Consider the following 16996-nt stretch of genomic DNA (forward strand, 5'->3'; position numbering starts at 1 on the left):
CCGGCCGACCGCCACTCGGCTACAGGCTCTCGATGCGCTTGCGCACGACCTTCTCGATGGCCTCCTGCCCCTTCAGCGTCGGGTGGGCCCGCTGCTGCCCGCCGCTGAGGTTGATCGGGTAGATCCAGGAGTCGTCGGAGCAGAGCTCGTGCCCGTTCATCGTCTCCAGGACGGAGACGAACTCCACGCCCTCATGGGCCGCGGCCTTGGCCAGCACCGTGTCGAGCTTGCCCGCCAGGGAGTTGAGCCCCTCACGCTCGTTCGGGGACAGGAAGAAGCAGTGCTCGTCCTTGGCCGCCTTGGGGAACAGGCGCGGGTAGCCCACGATGACCACGTCGGCGTTCTTCCAGGTGTCCTTGATCGCGTGGTACGCCTTCTCCACCGTGGACTGCACATCCTTGACGTCCTTCTCGGCCTGCTTCAGCCGGCCGTCGTCGGCGCAGTTGCTGCGCGGGGTGAAGCAGTCCTCGAGGATGTCCGCGAACCCGACGTCGTTGCCGCCCATCGTCATGGTGACGTAGCCGGGCTCCTCTTTGAGGTCCTTGAGCTGTTTCAGCTGCTCCGTCTCGCCCTTGAACTTGTGGGTCAGCGCCCAGGTGGTCGCCCCCGAGCAGGCGATGTGCCGGGTCTCGCGGACCTTGGCGCTGTCCTGCGCCAGCAGCCTCGGCCATCCCTTGGAACTGCGGTGGCAGCCGTTGGCGGAATCGGTGCCCGGGTCGAAGGGCTTGTTGGCCTCGCCCGAGGAGTAGGAGTCGCCCAGGGCCGCGAGGTCACGGGCGAACGGGTAGGCGACATTGTCGATGGCGAATCCGGCGGACTCTCCGGCCTCCTCGTCGACCCTGAACGAGGCGATGCCCTTCGCCTCGACGGTGACCGGCACGATCCCCGTCTGGTCCACCACGTGCTTGGCGACCTGCTTGCCGTCCGACCCGTAGGCGGTGACGGCGACCGAGCCCGGGTCGTCGATGTAGCCGACGTCCAGCGAGAAGCGGGAGACGGTCCGCTGCTTTCCGCTCGGCCTGACGAACCTTCCCTGGATACCGCCGTGGAAGAGCGGGCTTCCGGAGAGCACGGGGCTCGTCGGGTTGGCGCCGTCCGGGCTGATGAAGGGTGTGCCTCCGCCTCCCGAGCCCGCGAAGACGATGCCCCGGTCCTGGTACTGCTTGTCGATCGCGGTTCCCACGGGGAACTCGGAGAAGGTGAGGAGCTGGTCCGTCGCCTTGGCGGCGGGGTGCGCCACCGGCCGGGCGAGCGGCGCGCCCGCGTGTGCGGTGCTCGGCGCCGCCCGGTGCCCGTCCTGTCCGGAGCCCGCCGCGTGGGCTCCCGCCGCGGGCAGGCCCAGGGCCGCCGTCAGCAGGACCGCTCCAAGGCAGGCGGTACCTCGTTCTCTACGCATGTGAACCCCCCCGGCCGACGGATCACGCGTCGGCCCTGGCTTCCCCCACCCGCGAGGCGACCGGCTACCCAACGTCGCGCGGGACCCCCGCTGACCAGGGGCGTCACCAAATTCCCACACTCTGTTACCGGTGATCTCGCGATGTCTTCAACCAAGCAGTTTCGGCCGCTTCCGATCGCGGGATGATCGCAACTGACTCAACGGAACAGGCGCTCCCCATTCCCCATCGGCCTGCGGCTCTCCGCCCTTCGGCTCTCCGGACTGAGGCTCTCCGCGGCCCGCGGCACCCGGGGAGATCCCGGCTCCGGGGCCGGAAGCCGCGGGGGATCGGTGGCGGATCGGTGGGGGACCGGTGGGCGAATCGGGCAGGCGGGCGCCGGACCGACCGCCGGGTCGACCGTCGACGCCGTCACGGACGAGGACGTGACCCCCTTCGAGGAGCAGTCGGGCCCTCGGCATCGGCGGGCCCGGCCCGGGGCGGGGCGCTCTCAGGCCTTCGCTGCGGGCAGGGGCGGCCATTCCGGGACGGCCGGGCCCCGCGGAAGGAGCTCCGTCGTCACGAACGCCGCCACAGCGGCCAGCACGACGACGGGGATCGACTCCGAGTTCCCGAGCATCAGGACCACGAGCAGGACGCTGCTGACCGGCAGCCGCAGCGCGGTGGCGGTCGACGCCGCCATGCCCGCCGCCATCCCGGACACCAGACCGAGGCCGGGAAGGGGGGAGAGCACGACCCCGAAAGCGCCTCCCAGGAACAGGGAGGGGAAGACCGGACCACCGCGCAGGCTGCCCAGGCACAGGGCGTACGCCAGGGACTTGAGCACGAGCACGGCGATCAGCTCGCCGGTCGACCAGTCGTGGGGGTGGGCGGCCAACTGGGACAGGGTGGTCTGGCCGGAAAGGGCGACCTCGGCGGGCGACCGCCCGGTTGCCGCGGCGTACACCGCCGCGCAGCCCCCCGCCGCCACCGCGCACAGCACGGTGTGCCGCAGCGGGTGCGCCGCCACGAAGCGGGCCACCATTCGGCCGCCCACCAGCACCCAGTGCATGAAGGCGCCGATCAGGACCGCCATCAGCAGGCTCCAGCCGACATCTCCCACGTCCAGGCTGGGAGGCGACGGCAGACCGATGGCCAGGCTGCCCGTCCCGAGCCCGGTCCAGCGGCCGAAGCCGGTGAACACCAGGGCTCCCACTCCGCTGGCCAGCAGGGCGGGGAGCATGATCGTGAACAGCGTCGAGCCCCCCACCCCCGCGACCTCCATGAGAATCACCGCCCCCACCAGGGGGTTGCCGAAGATCGCCGAGAGCGCCGACGCGGCGCCCGCCGCGCCCAGGATTACGGAGCTCTCCTTGGTCGCCGGGGCCCGCACCATCACCGCGAAGAGCATGGCCAGGCCCCCGCCGAGCGCGATCAGCGGAGCCTCGGGGCCCAGGACGGCACCCAGCGGCAGGCTCGCCGCCGCGGCGATCACGACCCCGGGCACCGCCCGCGCCGTGGCCCCTCCCGAGTGCAGGCCCGACGCCGGAATGTGGCCGCCCCTGCCCGGCAGACGGGTGACGACGAGGCCCACGACCAGCCCGGAGACGACGGAGAGGGGCAGGGGCCACCACCACGGGGGCGCGGACCGGCCCAGTGCGTCCGGCAGGTCGTCCCACAGAGCCGTCTCCGCCTCGTGCAGCCCGGCGAGGAACCAGAACGCGGCCAGCGACACGGGGATGCCGATCAGCGCGCAGAACACCAGCGCCCGGCGGTAGGCGGAGTTGTGCAGCACCTCCCGGAGCCGGTCCGCCTCCTCCGGCTGCGTCGGTGCCGGACTCGCCGCCGTACCCGCTGCCGGACCCGAAGCACCGCCGGAGCGGGGACGTGGCTCGCTCATGGATCCCCCTGTCAGGCGTGGCGCCACCGGTCCCGATGATCCACGACACCCGGCCCCCGGCACCCGTACCGCTGCGCGCCGTGGCTGCGAGCCACCCGGTCGGACGAACGGGACCGCTTGGCGGCCGTTGTCGAATACATGTCCTGCGGTGGAATCCGGCGCATTTCCGTGGACGCGCACGGACAAGGGCCCGTACCCGGAAGGTACGGACCCTTGTTCGTGGCAAGTGCGGCAGTTACGCGGGAACGATGTTCTCCGCCTGCGGGCCCTTCGGGCCCTGGGTGACGTCGAACGAGACCTTCTGGCCCTCGTTGAGCTCACGGAAACCCTGAGCGTTGATGTTCGAGTAGTGGGCGAAGACGTCGGGGCCGCCGCCGTCCTGCTCGATGAAGCCGAAGCCCTTTTCGCCGTTGAACCACTTCACGGTGCCAGTAGCCATGTCAATCTCCTTCGGGGCAGTGCCGGAACATCCACACCTTGCGGAGTTCCGAGTCGCCGCTGTGACCCCATCCGGAGAGACCGGAGAAACAAAAATGCGCCAACGGCCACATACCGTCAGGCGCACATAAGTTCATGGGTACCAAAACTGCAACTGAGATCAACGTAGCACAGTCGCCGAACTGACGGGGATTCCGTACACGCCCGCCTCCACTTCCGCGTCGGCTGGAACTGTGCGAGGCTGGTCTGACCGGTACCACCCCTGCTCTCCCCTTGAGGCATGATGCGCGTCACTATCGCTGGCCATTCCTTCTACCTGGAGCCGAGCGAGGTGGAGCGCGCGATGAGCGGGATCAAACCCGAACCGATCTCGGGCGAGTCCGTCCGCATCGGCCGCCGCTCGTTCCCGATCAAGCAGGTCGGAGCCGTGATCACCCGGCAGGACCGCAGGGACTTCAGCGCCGCCGAGGTCTCCCGCGCCCTGCGCAAGATGGGCTTCGCCTGCAAGCCCGCGCCCGCTCCGGAACCCCCGACGCTGTCCGAGCCCGCCCCGATGCCGACCACCCTCCTGGACGACGCCGGGATGGACGCCCCGGAGCCCACCGACATGACGTCGCCCATGATCGCGCCCCCGGCCGCGCCGCAGCCCGCCATGGGCTTCCTCAGCTCCATGGACGGTTTTCCGCGCGTCTGACGTCGTCCCAACACAAAGAACCCGGGTGTGTCGCTTCCCCGGGTCAGTGCGCGTTTCCCGGTGACACCACCCACGCGAATGCCTCGGCCAATTCCTTGAGGGCAACGGCCGTGGAAGTCTGTCCCTGGTTCCTGTTCAGGGCCTGGGCATTCTCCGCGATGGCTCTCAATAGTGCCGTCCTCGCCGCCTCCCGTTCCTCGGTGGAGTCGCCCATGCTCTGTGTGCCGACCGAGGCTGAGGGGGAACTCATGACTTCTCCTATGGTGATATCGGCGCGGCGGTGGATGTTCCGCCAAGTCGGCGATGCGGGCGTTCGGCCCATTGCCCCGGCTTCTCGAAGGCGGCCGACGGCCGACGCGGCAGGGACATTTCCCGAGGTGGACACGCCCGGGTTCATCGCTCGCCGAGAACGATGTCGGCGCGGTTGCCGGCACCGGAATACGCTCGGTGATTTCACCCTACTCCTCGGCGTGGCCCGCGGCTCGGAGAAGGACGGCTGCCCTCCGGTGTGGATTCCCGAAGATCGGCTGGATAGGCTGCGAGCGGAGCCGGTTGAAGACCGCGGTGGCGCCGTTGCCCGCGGGTACGGCCCACCGTCGGAAGTCGAATCAGGGACCTTCCATGAGTGATCTCGCAGCGGCGAAGGGCGCGAGCCCCACCGAGGCCGGCGGCGCCCCCGCACAGGCAGTGGAGCTCCGGCTGGAGCAGTACCGGTCGGAGCTCACCGGCTACTGCTACCGGATGCTGGGATCGGCGTTCGAGGCCGAGGACGCCGTACAGGACACCATGGTGCGGGCGTGGCGGGCCTTCGACCGCTTCGAGGGCCGGGCGGCGCTGCGCTCGTGGCTGTACCGCATCGCGACGAATGTGTGCCTGGACATGCTGGGCGGCCGTGAGCGCCGTGCCCGCCCGATCGACCTGTCACCCGCGTCCACGGCGGCCACCCCTGTCGGGGCGCCGCTGCCGGAGGCCACCTGGATCGGGCCGATCCCGGACGGACGTGTCCTGCCCGAGGGCGGGGACCCGGCCGAGCTGGCCGCGATGAGGGAGACCGTGCGCCTGGCGTTCATCGCCGCGTTGCAGCATCTCGCGCCCCGGCAGCGGGCGGTGCTGATCCTGCGGGAGGTCCTGGCCTGGAGGGCGAGCGAGGTCGCCGAGCTGCTCGAGACCTCCGTCGCGTCGGTCAACAGCGCCCTTCAGCGGGCAAGGGCGACACTCGCCTCGAACGACGTGGCCGCCACCGATGCGCGCCGCCCGATGGACGACACACAGCGTGCCCTCCTGGCCCGCTACGTCGACGCCTTCGAGCGCTACGACCTCGACTCGCTCACCGCCTTGCTGCACGAGGACGCGACGCTGTCGATGCCGCCCCTCGAGCTGTGGCTGCGCGGCCACGAGGACATCCGCGGATGGTTGCTCGGGACGGGCTGCGGCTGCCGCGGCTCACGTCTGGTGCCGGTCGCTGCGAACGGCTGCTGGGCGTTCGGGCAGTACCGTCCCAGCGGTCCGGACGGAGCCTTCGAGCCATGGGCGCTCCAGGTCGTCGAGGTGTCAGGAGACCGCGTCGCCGGGCTCACCTCGTTCCTCGACACCGAGCGCCTCTTCCCGCTGTTCGGCCTGCCCCCGGTGCTCGACTCCTGACCCGGCCAGGGGCAGGACCGCGTCGAGCCCGGTGAGGGCGAGCAGTGCCCTCAACTCGGCGCGGGCGTGGCGCAGTCGGAGCGTGCATCCCAGGCGCCCGGCGGTCAGCTGCATCCGCGCCAGGGCATTGAGCGTGGAGACGTCGGGGGCGGTGAGCACTCCGACGTCCAGGGCCACGGCATGGCCGCCGCCGTCCCGCAGAAGGGTGCTCAGCCGCTCGCACAGCACCGGGACGTCGTCGGGTGTGATCGCGGGCCCCAGTGTCAGGACCAGTGTCCCGGTCACGGAAGAGGGCCCTGGCGGGCCCGGGGACGGCGGTGCGGGCAACTCGTCGGAACCGGCCACGGTCGACCTCCTGTCGCGGTGTCCACCTCCAGCAGACCGGTCGGCCGGGCAGAACTCATCGCTATCCGCGCCCGACCGAGGAGTTCGGCGCATGGCGACGCGGCGGGCCCGTGGTGGGCGTCAAGGGCGGTGAAGAGCTACGCGTTGAGGTCGCGTTGCAGTCGGACGGCGGCGGCCACGCCCGCCGTGGCGAGACCGTCGAGGATCGCCCGGATGCGGGCACGGTGCTCACCGGCCGCCTCGGGGTGCTCCTCGAGGACGAAGCGCAGCCAGGCCACCACCTTGCCGGGGGCCCGGACCATGCTCGTGGTCTCGGTGCCGAGCACGTCCAGGACGGCCCGGGTGGCCTCGGTGGACGGGAGCCAGCCGATGGCGTCGAGCGTGTCGATCAGCTGCGGCGCCAGAAGGGGCTGGTTGGCGTAGGCGCGGGCCCAGCGGCGCACGGACTCGGCGGTGGGCGGCGGCTCCCACATCCGTGGGGCGGCGGCCGGCGGGAAGATGGCCTCCTGCGGCCCGGTCCTCCCGGAGCTCGGCGCGGCCCGGTCGTCGACGGCCTCCAGGCGGCGGGGCGAGGGCGCGGGTGACGGTGCGGGCGAGGCCGAGCCCGAGGGGCGCCCCGGCACCGGTGGGGACGACGGCGAGGGCCGGGCGGGGTCCGTGCGCGGGGTTCTTCCGCGGCCGCCCCCTCCCGGCTGGTCTCCTCCCGGCTGGGTCACCGGCTCGTCCGCGCCCGGCTCGTCCTCACCCGGTACGGCCGCCAGGGGGAACCCTGAAGGGCCGGGCGGACGGGCGCCGTCGCGGTGGCCCATCAGCCGCAGCAGGGGAGCGGTCATCACCGTTGTGACCAGGGCCATGATCACGAGCATGGTGAACAGCGGGGGTGAGAGCAGACCTGTCGTCAGTCCGACGTCCAGCACGATCAGCTCCGTCATTCCCCGGCAGTTCATCATCGCGCCCAACTGCCCGGCCTTGCGCCACGGCAGACGCATCAGACGCCCGGCGGCCGCGCTCCCCAGGACCTTGCTTCCCACCGCCACCAGCAGGATCAGCCCGCAGATGAGCCATCCCCGGCCCCCCTGGACCGAGCCCAGCCGCACACTCAGTCCCACCGTCACGAAGAACGGGGGCAGCAGGAGCCACTTGGTCAGGCCCTCGACCCGCCAGGTGATCTGCCGTACGCCCGCCGTGCGAGGCATGACCAGCCCCGCGGCCAGCGCCCCGAACAGCGCGTGCACACCCATGCACTGAGTGGCCAGCGCGCACACCAGGACGGTCAGGAGCACCACGGTGGCGGCGGGGGCGGACGCGGCGTGGGAGGTCGCCAGCAGCCGTGACAGCAGCGGGCGCACGCACAGCCACACGGCGAGCGCGAACGCCGCCGTGCCCGCCACGGTCACCGCGCCGCCCAGCCAGGAGCCGTCGGCCACGGCGAGCACCAGGGCCAGCAGGCACCACGCCGTGACGTCGGCCAGCCCCGCCGCCGCCATCGCCAGGGTCCCCAGCCGCGAGCGCAGCAGCCCCTTCTCCGACAGCAGACGGGCGAGGACGGGCACGGCGGTGATACTGAGGCTGAGCCCGAAGAACAGGACGAAGGGCAGGGTGTCCACATCGGTCGGCCGGTAGCCGTGCGGCAGCCGCAGCGCCAGCACCACGCCGCCCAGGAACGGCAGGGCGACCCCCGCGTGCCCCAGCAGGGCCGAGCCGGCCAGTCCATTGCGGCGCAGCGCGGGCAGGGACAGGTCGAGGCCGACCGTGAACATGAAGAGCACCGCGCCCAGTTGGCCCAGCGCCCCGAGGAACGGCAGCACCGACGGGGGCAGGAGCGAGTGCTGGACTCCGGGGGCGAGCGCGCCGAGCACGGAGGGTCCGAGGAGCACTCCGGCGACGATCTCGCCGACGACCGGGGACTGATCCAGCCTGCGGGCCGCCAGACCCGCGGCCGAGGCGCAGGCGACGACCACGGCCAGGGCCACGAGGAAGTGGAGGGTGGTGTCGGCTCCCGAGGCCGCCCGAGGGGTTTTGGCCGCTCCCGGACCATGGACCGATAACGCGATCCCCACAACGGCGCCCAGAGGAAGGACGACCAGCGCCGCGTATCCGAACAGGGCCCTTCGGGCAGGCAGCGCCGGGCGTATGTCCTGGGTTGCGGGCTCGGACAACAGGCCCTCCCGTCCCTGCGCCCGCGACGCCGCGGGGTTCGCCCGACGCGGCGCTCCCCACCGTCTCGTGGGCCGCCGTGAGGTTCTTCCAGTGGAATTCGTCTGGATGATAGGCGCCCTCGAGCGGCGCCGTACACGTTTTCGGGCACATCCACCGGACGCGTCCAGGGACCGCCAGGGCCGAGCCCGTCAAGCCCTCGGTGGCGAAGCCGCGCCGACTCGGGAAGACGCGTGTCAGGAAGCCGCGGGGTAAGGGGAGGCGGCGTCGGGAAGCCGCGGGGTAAGGGGAGGCCGTGCGTCAGGAAGCCGTGACGGCCCGGTGCGGGGCTATGCAGTGCCCGTCGGGCAGGAGCTCACCGGTGTCCTCGAAGACGAGCACCCCGTTGCAGAGCAGCCCCCATCCCTGTTCCGGATGAAAGGCGATCAGACGGGCGGCCTCGCGGGCGGGGCCTTCGGGGGTGGGACAGGGTGGCTGGTGGGAGCACATGACACATCTCGGTTCAGCTGGTGGTGCCCGATGGGAATGATAGGAAGGTTTCCTATTATTCAGAAAGCTAGGCCTGCGACGAGCGGGTGTCAACGGATACTCCGGAAGGGAGTCACCCGGTGCCGCAGCGTTACCGCCACGGCCTCGATGCCGTCTGTCATCCGCCGTCTCCGCGTCAGCGTTCGCATCGATGTACGGGTTTCGCATCCGCGTTCGCAGAAGCCTACCTCGTGCGCACCGCCTTCAGGTGCGATCGACAACCGCCGCGCGCCGTGATGTCGGTGGCATGCGCAAGATCCTCATCGTGACGGCGCAGGCGGACGCGGCATTCCGGCGGGAGGCCGGTGTCACGGATGGTGTCCGGATTTCGACCGTGGTCGGACGCGAAGGGGTTCCGGTGTCGAGGCCGCGCTCGAAGACGGCCCGGGCGACCGTGCGAGCACTGTCCTTGAGGCGCTATTCCTCCCAGTCGCCCGTCCCCCCGGCCGGGGGGACGCCCGAGGTGGCGCGGGAGCGTTCGTCCGCGGTCAGCGGGGGTTCCTTCAGCGGGGGGAGGTGGGGGCCGCGGAGGGTGGCCAGGGCCACCTTCGGGGCCAGCAGGCCGGTCATCGGGCCCGAGAGAGTAAACGATTCAAGCAGGGCTTCTGCGACCGAGGGGCGGCTCGCGGCGGTCCGCATCAGGCGTTCGACATAGCGCTGGCCCAGCGCGGCGACGGCGTTCGGTCGGGGACCCACCGCGTCCGGGTAGAGGATGTCCTGACCCGTCGCCACCATCCACGCGGGCTCCACCGCGCGGGCGACGGCGCGCTGGATGTGCCGGGCCGCGCCCGGGCCCGTTCCAAGCTTGGCCAGCCCCTGCCGCAGGGCCTGCGCGCTGTGCGCGACGACGGACATACCGTGCCCGTACACCGGGTTGTAGGTGGCGACCGCGTCGCCGAGGACCACCAGTCCCCTGGGCCAGTTGGGCAGCTTTTCGAAGAACAGGCGGCGATTCACGGTGCTGCGGGAGGCGTACACCGGGCTCAGCGGCTCCGCCTCGGCGATGAGCTCGCCGACCACCGGGTGCCGCACACCGCGGGCGAACGCCACGAAGTGCTCCTCGTCGGTCGGCGGAGGCCCACCCCGGGTGCCGGACAGTGTGACCAGCCACCGGCCGTCCTCGATGGGGAGGAGGGTCGCCGTCTGCCCCGGGCGCGGCTCCCGGGGGTCGGCCTGCACATTGACGACGGGAAAACTTTGCGCGGCACCGGCCGGAGCACGGAAGACACGGGTGGCGTAGGCCAGGCCGGAGTCGACCACCTCCTCCCGTGCCTGCGGCAGCCCGAGCGCCTCCAGCCACTGCCGGGCCCGCGAGCCACGCCCGGAGGCGTCGACGACGAGATCCGCCTCGAGCTCCTCCGTCCCACCGCTGTCCCGGTCCCTGATCCGAACCCCCGTCACCGTCGTCGCCGAGCCGAGGAGTTCCTGTGCCTCGGTGTACTCGCGCAGGGTGGTCCGCGCGTCGGCGAGCGCCTGTTCGCGGACCACGCTGTCGAGCAGGTCCCGGCTGCACGTGATGAGGAACTGGGTCCCGGGCCACCGCCGCAGCCACCCCTGGGCGGACATCGAGACAATGCCGTCGGGCAGTCCGATGCGGTGCGCGCCGGCCTTGATCCAGCGCTCGGTGGTGCCGGGCAGGAGCGATTCGATGACCCGCGCGCCGCCGGACCACAGCAGATGGGCGTGGCGGGCCTGTGGTACTCCCGACCGGGGTGCCGCGTCGGCCGAGAACCGGTCCCGCTCGATCACCGTGACGGTGTCCACATAGCTGGCGGCCACCGACGCGGCGAGTGTCCCGGCCAATCCCCCGCCGAGCACCACGGCATGGGTGGGTTTTCGCATGTGTGCCTCCGCCTGCGATCACTTAAACAACTTGTTGAAGACCAGGATCGTCATCTCTTTCCGGCCTGGTCAATAGCGCCCTGTACGCTGTCCGCCGGGACATCGCCCGGTCCGGAGCCGCCAACGTCCTCGTCGCCGTCGAGCCCGTGGTCCGCCGTGAGCCCGTGGTCCGCCATGAGTCGGTCGTCCGCTGTGAGTCGGTCGTCCGCTGTGAGCGCGTCGTCTGCGACGAGTCCGCCGTCGGCCGGCGCCGCGCCGACGACACGCGAGCCCGTGAAGGCCCGCGAGACCGCGACCAGCCAGGCGAGTTCACTGGCTCCGTCCGCCCCGCCGTGCGGGGGCTCCTGCCCCTCGGCGGCCTCCGGCGGAAACTTCAGGTTCTGCTTCTTGGCGGCGATCGCGGCCTTGAACCTGGCGGCGTCGACGGCCGCGTGCAGATCCACGTCCGTCAGCCCGGCCCGCCGGCCGAGGCGCAGCGCGGCCGAGGCCACCCGGGGGTCGAAGTACGCACGCAGCGACAGGAGCCCGTCGCGGATCTCGGTCAGCCGCCGGGTCAGCCGCAACTCCAGGTCCCACCAGGGGATCGGGACCGAGGCGGCGATCGCCGGAGTAGCCAGCCGCAATTCGTCCCACAGCGGGAACAGCGCCCGGTAGGCCCGGTAACGGCCCACCCGGGCCCGAAGGCTGGTCAGCCGGTGCCCCGAGACGGGAAGGACGAATCCGACGGCGACCAGCACCGTCGCCAGGCCGGCGAAGCCCGGTGCCACCTTGGAGCTGAGGACGTCGAGGTCCGTGCCGAACCAGCGCGCGAAGACGGCGACGAGCTTGGAGACGTCGAAGCCGAGTCCGCACACGGTGCCCATGGCGATGCAGCGCAGTCCCCGCCTCAGCCACGGCAGGCCCACCACCTTCGCCCACGGCCAGCACAGGGCGATCAGGCCGACGCACGAGGCCCCGTAGGCGAGCAGGTAGAGCACGACGAACGCGGCGATGTACGGGGTGTTGGCGTAGTACGTGTCGAAGTCGACCCGCCGTTCGACCGGGGCCTCTCCCACCGTGAACAGCGCGATCATCGCGGCCATGATCACCGCGTATCCGGCCAGCCAGCGGCGCGCCACGACCTGCGCCCGCTCCTCGGGGCCCTGCCAGTAGGCCACCAGCACCTGGAGTGAGGCGCTCAGGCCCACCAGGAGGCAGTAGACGAGCGGGGCGGAGAGGTTGGGCACCCCCGAAAGGCGGTTGACCATCCCGATCGCCGCGGGTGCGGCGAAGAACAGGGTGGCGGAGGCGAAGAACAGGGTGACGGTGACCACCCACCACATGGGGTGGTGGGGCGAGCGTCTCAGGTCCCGGCACTTGTAGCTGAAAGCCGTCCACGCGACGGCCGAGCAGATCCAGTAGGTGACGCTCCTGCTATCCACGGTCACCCCGCTGGGGCCGGGTGCCGAGCGAGGTCTCCATCCGGTCCACCACGGCCGCCGCCGAGTCCGGCACCGTCCAGGTCCGCTGGGGGAGCCAGCGGCTCACCTTCGCCAGCAGGAGGGAGGCGAAGAACTCGGCCTCCTGCTCGGCCTCGTCGGAGCAGTGCGTGCGGGCGGCCACGATGCGGGCCACGGTCTGCGGGTCCAGCGAGGGGAGCACCAGGCGGCCGGCGTCGGCGCCCTGGACGGCCATGGCCTCGTGGTCCGCCTCCATGTGCCAGAACTCGTGTCCGGTGATGGCCAGTTGGTGCCAGGGGCTGGTGTCCTGCTCGCACAGCACATAGTGCTCGGTGTCCGTCGCCAGCCATAACCCGCTGACGGTGTCGGGTGGGAAGCGCACGAGGCGGTGGTTCACGGGTCGGCCGAGCCGTTGGCTCATCCGTTCGCAGAGGCTGGTTATCAGATGCCCCGGCTCCGCCGGGGCGGGCAGGTCGAGATCCTGGACCAGTGCCGCGCACGTGCGCCGCATCTTCTTGAGCTCCATCAGGTCACCGCCCTGTCGCTCGTTCGCCGTCCGACAGACCATGACGAGCATCCGCTGTGCCCACCCCCGGTGTACTCATGGACTCAAGACTGCCCTGCGGGGGGCATCGGCTGCCCGTCATTCTCCAGGACATGTTCGACGATCTTCGTCACGGCTGCCAGCCCTTCCGGGGAAAGCTCCAGGGCGCGCAGGGCCAGTTGCCTGACGCCGAGGTTGCCCGCCACCTTGGCAAGGGCGATTTCCGCGTCCGTCTGCGCCGCCGTCACATCGTCCAGGAAATACGACGCGGGTACGCCGAAGAAACGGGCCAGCGCCGTCAGCAGTTCGGTGGAAGGGTTTTTCTTGACCCCCGTGCGCAGCGCGGACAAGTAGGCACCGCTCACCCGGATGTCCGGGCCGGCCGCTTTGACGGCCGTCGCGACGTCGTCATTGGTGTACCTGCGCCCGCGTGGCCCGTGCGGACGTACGTCGTCGAAGAGCCGGTCGAGCTTGGCGGCCATTGTCGGCTGTTCCTCGCCGGGGCGGCCGCAACCCGGCCGGTCGCCGCTGTTCCCGTTTCCGCTGTTCCCGTTTCCGCTGTGCCGATCTCCGCTGTTCCCGTTGTCGCTGTTCCCGTCGTTGCTGTGCCCATCCTCATTGGGCCGATCCTCGGCCTTGGCCACCACCGCCACCACCTCCACCGAGTAGGGACTCAACCTTCAGTAGCGCGTGAACTGGGCGTGGTCAACTACGAGTTGACAGGCTCAGTGGGCGCCACCCTAGACTCGCATATCGCGGAAATTCCACTGACAGTTGAACAGCATGGTGGAACATTCAACCTAAAGTTGATCGCTATGGCGCGGGATTCCTATGTTCTCGTCTCCCCCTGACCCGAGAACGCGGCCCCGGCGCCTGCGAGAGGGGATCGATGGCTACCGCCCCAGACAACGGCCGCAGGTGGCCGAAGCGCATCGCCCGATCGGCCCGGCCGCCCCACGAGGCCGCCGTGGCGACCACCGTCCCGGCGGGCCGAGGACGGGACGTGCCCGACCCGGACGGGGCCGACCTGCAAGGGATCGAACGCCGTATGTACTTCCTGACCCCCTCGCCGACCGCCGGGCACGGACAGATGAAGTCGCCGGGCCCGCGCCTCGCGGCGCTTCCCGGCTCCCGCCCCGAACGTCTCTCTGACCCGCGCGTCCTGCGTGAAGCCCTCGAGGCCACCGCCGGCGCCATCGTCAACGGCGCCGAATGGCTGGCCTCCTGCGCGTCCGTGCCGGCCGACGTCTTCGCGGCGTGGAACGGCGGACGGCTCGCCCATGTCCCCGCGGGCGTGAACTGGCAGATCGTGCGCGCCATCAAGCCGCTGGGCCTCGACGCGGTCGTTCGCATGTGCGCTTCCAAGCACCACTTGGGACCGGTGCTGCTCACCATGCGCGACGGAGTCGTGGAATTCCTCGTCGCGCCCGGCACCGTCGACGGCTGGGACCTGCCCGGCACCACGGTCGACAGCCTTTCCCGGACGCTGTACTGCCCGCACCCGCACGTCGTGCCGCTGCGGGCGGTCGAGGGCCGCACCTGGCTGGTCCCCCCGGACGGAACGGGCGGGCTGACCGACGGCGACCTGCTCTACGAGGCGCTGGCCGCCGCCCGGGCCGCCGCGGCGGTCGTGGGAGCGACCTGGTAGCGAAGTGGGTGGTGCAGACCTCTTGCCACTTGGTCTAGGCCAATCCTAACCTGATGGGCAGGTCGGCCCCTCCGGGCTGCCCGGACACCGCCGTTGCCGGGCCAACCCCACAAGGCCCGGGCGGAACAAGGCGGTTGACGAGGACGCATGCCTTTCCTCACCCATGCCCCCAGCATGAGAAGGAGCCCCCCACATGCCCGCACGCCGCACGGTGGCCGCGGCCACCGCCACCACCGCCGCGTCACTGCTGTTGGTCTCGCTCGTCCCCACGCAGGCGAGCGCGCACGGCTCGATGCAGAACCCGGTCAGCCGGGTCTCGGCCTGTTACGCCGAGGGACCGGAGACACCCAAGTCCCAGGTGTGCAAGGACCTGATCGCGATGAGCGGCACCCAGCCGCTGTACGACTGGAACGAGGTGAACATCGCCAACGCCAACGGCCAGAGCCGCCAGTTGATCCCTGACGGCAAGCTGTGCTCCGCCAACCGCGACAAGTACAAGGCCCTGGACATGGCGCGCACCGACTGGCCGGCGACGAATGTCTCCGCCGGATCGTTCAACTTCAGGTTCCGTGTGACCGCGCCCCACTCCGGCACCATGGAGCTGTACATCACCAAGGCCGGATACAACCCCACCCAGCCGCTGAAGTGGTCGGATCTGCAGACCACCCCCGTCGCCTCCACCGCCACCGGCAGAACCTCCTCAGGAGGGTTCTACAACTTCACCGGTACCCTGCCGAGCAGGACCGGACGGCATCTGCTCTACATGGTCTGGCAGCGCAACGACAGCCCCGAGGCCTTCTACAGCTGCTCCGACATCGTCTTCGGCCAGGGTGTCGCCGGCGCCCGGTCCGCGTCCGCGCCCACCGACCAGCAGATAGCCGCCGGGGCGAGCCGGTCCACGGTCGGCCACCACGGCCACGGCGGCGATGTGCCCGGCGCGAACACCGCGGTCAACCGCGGTGCGGCCAAGGGCACTTCGGTGGTCCGGGCGAGCGCCCCGCTGACGACGTCCGGTTCCGCCCGAATGGCCGCCGACGAGGCGCGGAACCCGGCCGACGGCGGGACCGGTGTCCTGTCCGTCACCCTCATGGGCGCGACGGTGCTCGCCGCCGGGTCCGCCGCCTACGCCTTCACCCGGCGGCGCACCCGGTCCTGAGGTCCGGGCAGCACGGGGGGTTGGGGGGACCGGTGCCGCCGCATCCGCGGCGGCACCGGCCCGGCCCGGCACCCTTCACCCGCGGGCACCGTTCACCCGCCGCAGGCCGCCCGGTTGTGCCGGGCGACCGCGTGAAAGGACAGCTTCGGCTCCCAGCGGTAGGGCGACGCCGGGTCCGTGAGGTCCTTCCTGATCACCTTGACCAGCCCGTACGACGCCATGTCCAGGTCGTACTCGGGCACGGGGGAGTGCGGAGAGTCGACCGCGATGAACTCGTACGGAGAGGCCGACAGGAAGCCCTCCGACTCGAAGACGTCGAGCATGAACGCGATGTGGTCCGCCTGCTCCCTCTCGCTGCGCACCAGCTTGCCCTTGATCTCCGGTACCGGCTTGTCCCAGTCGACGACGTCCCAGCCGTCCCCGCCCCGCTTGGCGGCGCCTCGGTAGGTGCAGCAGCCGAACTCCAGGATCATGATCGGCTTGTTCCAGCGGCGGTAGGGGCGCAGCTCCTCGGTGTGCTCGGCGGGATCGCGGTGGTAGGAGTAGTAGTCGAGCCCCACGATGTCGAACCGGCTCCAGTCGACCTCCTCGAAGCCCGCCGCTGAACCGTAGGTGACCCGGCCGTGGAAGTGCCGCCGGGCGACGGCCGCGGCCCGGCCGAGGAACGCGTCGAGTCGGCGCAGGATCTCCTCGAAGTCGTACACCTCCTCGGTGAGGTACCTGATCCTCTCCATGAAGGTGTCGCCCGGGACTATGCCGGGGGTGAACAGGATGTGCTCGCAGCCGACGACCAGGACCACCTCCGGATCGTGGGCCCGGCGCAGCTTCTCCGCCTCCCGGGCGGTACGGGCGAGATGGGACAGGATCCGCTCCTGCGGGTGGTCGAACAGGCGCGGCTGGATCGATACCGCCAGACCCCGCTTCAGAGCGGCGGCGGAGGTCTCGACCAGCCGCTCGACCACGGTGCCGAAGACATTGACGTAGTTGCAGTGCAACCGCCGGTCGATGGCGTCCATGTCGGTGGTCAGCGCCTGTGTGGACCACAGCGGGCGGGTCAGCTCCGGTGGGAAGTAGGACGTACCGGTGTCATAGGCGACACCCCGGTAGGTCAGCCCCCGCCCGGAGTCCGAGTGCTCGCGGGCCGTGGCGGCGCCAGCGGCCGGGGCACCTGCCAGTGCTCCGGTCGAGGCCAGCAGCCCCAGTGCCGCCGCCCGCTTCAGAAACGCCGCCCTGTCGATGCCCGCCGTGTGCCCCGTGGCGGCGCGCCCCCGTGCCTCGTTCATCGTCTCTC

At 71.0% G+C, this 16996-nt stretch carries 16 protein-coding genes; 4 read left to right on the plus strand and 12 right to left on the minus strand.

The window, feature by feature from the left end:
* Positions 1-19: 19 nt before the first annotated feature.
* The 3 genes from IEY86_RS18050 to IEY86_RS18060 all read right to left on the minus strand — a co-directional run bounded on the left by IEY86_RS18050 (position 20) and on the right by IEY86_RS18060 (position 3712).
* The gene (locus IEY86_RS18050; protein ID WP_189132767.1) at positions 20-1396 is read right to left on the minus strand and encodes an SGNH/GDSL hydrolase family protein; all 1377 of its coding nucleotides are present in this window, start codon (positions 1394-1396) and stop codon (positions 20-22) included.
* A 488-nt stretch (positions 1397-1884) separates the two neighbouring features.
* Entirely contained in the window at positions 1885-3273 is a 1389-nt protein-coding gene (locus tag IEY86_RS18055; RefSeq protein WP_189132768.1) for a chloride channel protein, read from the minus strand.
* A 235-nt stretch (positions 3274-3508) separates the two neighbouring features.
* Entirely contained in the window at positions 3509-3712 is a 204-nt protein-coding gene (locus IEY86_RS18060) for a cold-shock protein (RefSeq protein ID WP_189132769.1), read from the minus strand.
* Between the two features lie 279 nt (positions 3713-3991).
* Between IEY86_RS18060 and IEY86_RS38090 the strand changes: the two genes are divergently transcribed.
* On the plus strand, positions 3992-4405 hold the full coding sequence (locus IEY86_RS38090; RefSeq protein ID WP_373287049.1) for an SCO5918 family protein: 414 nt from the start codon (positions 3992-3994) through the stop codon (positions 4403-4405).
* A gap of 43 nt (positions 4406-4448) precedes the next feature.
* Here IEY86_RS38090 and IEY86_RS18070 read toward each other — a convergent pair whose 3' ends face one another.
* A complete protein-coding gene (locus IEY86_RS18070; protein WP_189132770.1) occupies positions 4449-4655 on the minus strand; it encodes a hypothetical protein in 207 nt (68 codons plus the stop codon).
* A gap of 371 nt (positions 4656-5026) precedes the next feature.
* On the opposite strand from IEY86_RS18070, the gene IEY86_RS18075 reads away from it, so the two are divergent.
* A complete protein-coding gene (locus tag IEY86_RS18075) occupies positions 5027-6046 on the plus strand; it encodes a sigma-70 family RNA polymerase sigma factor (protein WP_189132771.1) in 1020 nt (339 codons plus the stop codon).
* Here IEY86_RS18075 and IEY86_RS18080 read toward each other — a convergent pair.
* From IEY86_RS18080 to IEY86_RS18110, 7 genes are all read right to left on the minus strand, one after another.
* Positions 5957-6331, minus strand: a complete 375-nt coding sequence (locus IEY86_RS18080) for an STAS domain-containing protein (protein WP_229698539.1) — start codon at positions 6329-6331, stop codon at positions 5957-5959. The genes IEY86_RS18075 and IEY86_RS18080 overlap by 90 nt on opposite strands.
* Before the next feature lie 197 nt (positions 6332-6528).
* Complete coding sequence (locus tag IEY86_RS18085; protein ID WP_229698540.1) at positions 6529-8550, minus strand: cation:proton antiporter; 2022 nt, start codon at positions 8548-8550, stop codon at positions 6529-6531.
* A gap of 298 nt (positions 8551-8848) precedes the next feature.
* On the minus strand, positions 8849-9037 hold the full coding sequence (locus IEY86_RS18090; RefSeq protein ID WP_189132773.1) for a DUF5999 family protein: 189 nt from the start codon (positions 9035-9037) through the stop codon (positions 8849-8851).
* A 456-nt stretch (positions 9038-9493) separates the two neighbouring features.
* Positions 9494-10918, minus strand: coding sequence for an NAD(P)/FAD-dependent oxidoreductase (locus IEY86_RS18095; RefSeq protein ID WP_189132774.1), 1425 nt, complete (start codon positions 10916-10918; stop codon positions 9494-9496).
* 50 nt (positions 10919-10968) lie between these two features.
* Positions 10969-12339 (minus strand): MAB_1171c family putative transporter, encoded by a 1371-nt coding sequence (locus IEY86_RS18100; RefSeq protein WP_189132775.1) that lies wholly within the window; start codon positions 12337-12339, stop codon positions 10969-10971.
* A complete protein-coding gene (locus IEY86_RS18105) occupies positions 12332-12925 on the minus strand; it encodes a hypothetical protein (protein WP_189132776.1) in 594 nt (197 codons plus the stop codon). The genes IEY86_RS18100 and IEY86_RS18105 overlap by 8 nt, the downstream gene beginning before the upstream one ends.
* A 41-nt stretch (positions 12926-12966) precedes the next feature.
* Complete coding sequence (locus IEY86_RS18110; protein WP_189132777.1) at positions 12967-13545, minus strand: helix-turn-helix domain-containing protein; 579 nt, start codon at positions 13543-13545, stop codon at positions 12967-12969.
* A gap of 245 nt (positions 13546-13790) precedes the next feature.
* Between IEY86_RS18110 and IEY86_RS18115 the strand changes: the two genes are divergently transcribed.
* Positions 13791-14549 carry a hypothetical protein gene (locus tag IEY86_RS18115; protein WP_189132778.1) on the plus strand — a complete coding sequence of 253 codons (759 nt, stop codon included), beginning with the start codon at positions 13791-13793 and terminating at the stop codon, positions 14547-14549.
* A gap of 193 nt (positions 14550-14742) precedes the next feature.
* Positions 14743-15705, plus strand: a complete 963-nt coding sequence (locus tag IEY86_RS18120; protein WP_189132779.1) for a lytic polysaccharide monooxygenase auxiliary activity family 9 protein — start codon at positions 14743-14745, stop codon at positions 15703-15705.
* A gap of 92 nt (positions 15706-15797) precedes the next feature.
* Here IEY86_RS18120 and IEY86_RS18125 read toward each other — a convergent pair whose 3' ends face one another.
* Complete coding sequence (locus IEY86_RS18125; RefSeq protein ID WP_189132780.1) at positions 15798-16988, minus strand: glycoside hydrolase family 113 protein; 1191 nt, start codon at positions 16986-16988, stop codon at positions 15798-15800.
* Positions 16989-16996 lie beyond the last annotated feature (8 nt).

The sequence above is a fragment of the Wenjunlia tyrosinilytica genome (assembly GCF_014646055.1).
GTDB lineage: Bacteria > Actinomycetota > Actinomycetes > Streptomycetales > Streptomycetaceae > Wenjunlia > Wenjunlia tyrosinilytica.

Coding starts and splice junctions, on each gene's coding strand:
- IEY86_RS18050 (WP_189132767.1), bottom strand. CDS start 1,396: ATGCGTAGAGAACGAGGTACCGCCTGCCTTGGAGCGGTCCTGCTGACG.
- IEY86_RS18055 (WP_189132768.1), bottom strand. CDS start 3,273: ATGAGCGAGCCACGTCCCCGCTCCGGCGGTGCTTCGGGTCCGGCAGCG.
- IEY86_RS18060 (WP_189132769.1), bottom strand. CDS start 3,712: ATGGCTACTGGCACCGTGAAGTGGTTCAACGGCGAAAAGGGCTTCGGC.
- IEY86_RS38090 (WP_373287049.1), top strand. CDS start 3,992: ATGATGCGCGTCACTATCGCTGGCCATTCCTTCTACCTGGAGCCGAGC.
- IEY86_RS18070 (WP_189132770.1), bottom strand. CDS start 4,655: ATGAGTTCCCCCTCAGCCTCGGTCGGCACACAGAGCATGGGCGACTCC.
- IEY86_RS18075 (WP_189132771.1), top strand. CDS start 5,027: ATGAGTGATCTCGCAGCGGCGAAGGGCGCGAGCCCCACCGAGGCCGGC.
- IEY86_RS18090 (WP_189132773.1), bottom strand. CDS start 9,037: ATGTGCTCCCACCAGCCACCCTGTCCCACCCCCGAAGGCCCCGCCCGC.
- IEY86_RS18095 (WP_189132774.1), bottom strand. CDS start 10,918: ATGCGAAAACCCACCCATGCCGTGGTGCTCGGCGGGGGATTGGCCGGG.
- IEY86_RS18105 (WP_189132776.1), bottom strand. CDS start 12,925: ATGGTCTGTCGGACGGCGAACGAGCGACAGGGCGGTGACCTGATGGAG.
- IEY86_RS18115 (WP_189132778.1), top strand. CDS start 13,791: ATGGCTACCGCCCCAGACAACGGCCGCAGGTGGCCGAAGCGCATCGCC.
- IEY86_RS18120 (WP_189132779.1), top strand. CDS start 14,743: ATGCCCGCACGCCGCACGGTGGCCGCGGCCACCGCCACCACCGCCGCG.
- IEY86_RS18125 (WP_189132780.1), bottom strand. CDS start 16,988: ATGAACGAGGCACGGGGGCGCGCCGCCACGGGGCACACGGCGGGCATC.